We start from the raw sequence: 2,475 nt of genomic DNA, 5'->3' as shown, positions 1-2,475 counted from the left end.
ACGCCCACTGCACCAGCACCTACCCATGTGCTCCCGCAGTCCCGTATTCTTACCGCGGGACTCGCGCCACGGGAGCAAGCACTGATGGGCTTCTACATCCGCAAAAGCAAGAAGGTCGGGCCGTTCCGGTTCAACCTGAGCAAATCTGGGATCGGGACAAGTGTGGGCGTTCGCGGGTTCCGCGTCGGAACCGGCCCACGCGGAAACTATGTCCACGCGGGCCGCAACGGGCTTTACTACCGAGCCGGTTTGGGTGCTAACCGACGGCAGCCGCAAGGCGGCGCTCCGTCCGGCATCGCGCCCGCCGTCGGGTTCATGCTCGGGTACTAGTTGTTTTGGCCCGCCCTAGTGATCGGCATCCTTCTTCTGCTCTTCGCATGGAAGGCCCTGCTGATTTGGTGTCTGACCATCGCGGCGATTGTCCTGGTGCGGCGCTATCTGCGGCGACGCAGAGAACGCGCGAATGCCGAGTCCATGCGCCAAGCCGGGTTGATCGCCCGCGCCGATGCCCAACATGAATTGGCCAAGCAGGGCGACTCTGCTGGGACATATGGCATCTCCACCGCCCCGCTAACGGCCGCCGAGATCGCGTTCGCGGAGGAGTCTGTAAGCGCGACGTTTGACATGTTCGCTGACGACCCGACGCCGCGCGGACTGTGGGTAGTCGCGAAAGCGATCATGACGGTTGGTGGTTTCACCGAACAGCGAGCCAACAGCATCATTGACTACCAGTTTGCGCGGTACTGTCCGTCTGCGCTGCCCGTATTAAAGCAGGCCAGGCAAGCATTGGCCGACCCTGGCAACCATCGGCTTGACCGCCCGCTCGTTAATGTAAGGCGATTCAACCCGCTGACCGATGAGCATCCGGTGGGGCTGGAACTTCCGGCGGAAGAAGAGGTCCATGCGGACAATGCGCCATCCCAGGCGGCGACAGTGCTGGACGTCCAGCACGGGCAACATGGCCTCCTGCAGTAACGACGTATGACGCGCGTGACCATCCAGGCGGCGGTCGAGGTCCCCACCGGCACATCGCCGGGAACCAGCGATCGTGACTCAATCGTCGGCTTCGGCCCTGTACGAGACGACCCGCCAGAAGGCGAGCACATCCGCCGGCGCCGATAACTACTGCTAAAGGCGTTGGGAACCAACTGCACTCGGGAATATGGCTCGCCGCCATCCCACGGCGAGTTGACGGCGCGCTAGCCCGCGACGCCGCCGGCGCCCGATTCCCGGTCAAGCTCCTGGCCTGAACGCCCACAGTCACTCCCGAAGACGCGATCGCCGTGATCCGTGACGGATCCCATGACGAACGGTCATCCTGGTTGGCTGCGAGGGCGTCCGACGAGGTCGGGACGAATCAGATGAGCCTGGACCAGCGCGAGCGGGCGTCAAAGGCGTTGCACACCAACACTTTCGATTCCCACCGGTTCACCCGCAGCGCTGCGGGTCGGACTCGCACAGCGGCGTCACCCCACCGAAGCGGTGACGATGGGCGGCGACCCAGCGGTAGGCGGCCTCCTGGGCGACCCCGATACCGGGAATCCGGTAGACCCGCGACGGCGCCGTCGTCCCCAGTGCCGCGGACAGGGCCGCGTTGACGGCCCGGGCGCCCGCGGCCACCGCGCCCGTGGCGTCCAGCCAATACACCGATTCGGGCGGCCGGTCGCCGGGAACACCCAGACGGTCGGCCATGCCCGGAGCCTGAAAGGGTTCGATGCGGACCCGGCCATGCCGGTCGAGGCGGGCCAGCCGCCCCGCCGCCCGGGTGCACATGCCGCACCGCCCGTCGAAAACCAGGATGCCGTCCATGACCCGGAGTCTATGCGGCGCCGCCCCGGCGGGTGGCGTCCACACAACGCCTCGCGGCACACGACGCGGCAACGGGCAGCGGCGTCGGTCGCGATTGGAACCCGCGGTCGTTTCAGCGGTTGAGCGTGCCGTCGCGCATCGCGGTCAGCGCGTCGTCCAGACTTGCATACAGCGGGAACGTCCTGTCCAGACCGGTCAGACTGATCGGCCGCCGGGTTGCCGGGCCCCGCGCGACCACGCCGAAGCCGGCGGACGTGCCGAGCTTCTCGTAGGTCGCGGCGAGAATCTTCAGCCCCACCGAACCGAGGAACTCCACCGCGGAAAGGTCGATGACCAGCGCCGCCGGCCCTCCGGCGAGCACCGCCTCGACGGCTCGTTCCAGAGCCGGAGCGGTGACCAAATCGATCTCGCCGCTCACGCTGACCACGGACACGCCACCATGGTCCGCAACCGTCGCGGTAATCGAATCAGGAGCAGGCAATGGCGATCCTTCGTCCTTGAGGCCATGACTATGGTGCCAGCGTAGCCTCCCGCACGAACAGCGAGGATACTACGGCACCATCACACCGTTCCTCAGCACCCAGCGAAGCCGGGTTTTGTTCTGCGGTGCGGCCCGAACGGTTTTGGCCGCTGGCGGTTACCGCCGGTCCTGCCCGATTCAGTGCC

The 2,475-nt window shown here is 66.4% G+C and carries 4 protein-coding genes; 2 read left to right on the top strand and 2 right to left on the bottom strand.

Going from position 1 to position 2,475, the window contains the following annotated elements:
- The coding region (locus tag AC2VOP_RS13115) for a DUF4236 domain-containing protein (RefSeq protein ID WP_486961374.1) at nt 1-330 on the top strand (330 nt) is incomplete at its 5' end.
- A gap of 18 nt (nt 331-348) precedes the next feature.
- Entirely contained in the window at nt 349-975 is a 627-nt protein-coding gene (locus AC2VOP_RS13110; RefSeq protein ID WP_486961373.1) for a hypothetical protein, read from the top strand.
- Nucleotides 976-1,428: 453 nt separating this feature from the next.
- Here AC2VOP_RS13110 and AC2VOP_RS13105 read toward each other — a convergent pair whose 3' ends face one another.
- Together AC2VOP_RS13105 and AC2VOP_RS13100 are read right to left on the bottom strand one after the other, a co-directional pair.
- Entirely contained in the window at nt 1,429-1,809 is a 381-nt protein-coding gene (locus tag AC2VOP_RS13105; RefSeq protein WP_486961372.1) for a thiol-disulfide oxidoreductase DCC family protein, read from the bottom strand.
- A gap of 112 nt (nt 1,810-1,921) precedes the next feature.
- Nucleotides 1,922-2,290 (bottom strand): STAS domain-containing protein, encoded by a 369-nt coding sequence (locus AC2VOP_RS13100; protein ID WP_421529932.1) that lies wholly within the window; start codon nt 2,288-2,290, stop codon nt 1,922-1,924.
- Between the last annotated feature and the right edge of the window lie 185 nt (nt 2,291-2,475).

The sequence above is a fragment of the Mycobacterium sp. TH-M106 genome (genome assembly GCF_057473765.1).
The sequence above is the reverse complement of the archived record's forward strand: the minus strand, read 5'-3'. Positions and strand labels throughout refer to the sequence as shown.

Bases quoted from the DNA above. Each gene is read 5' to 3' on its own strand.
- AC2VOP_RS13105 (WP_486961372.1), bottom strand. From the start codon at position 1,809: ATGGACGGCATCCTGGTTTTCGACGGGCGGTGCGGCATGTGCACCCGG.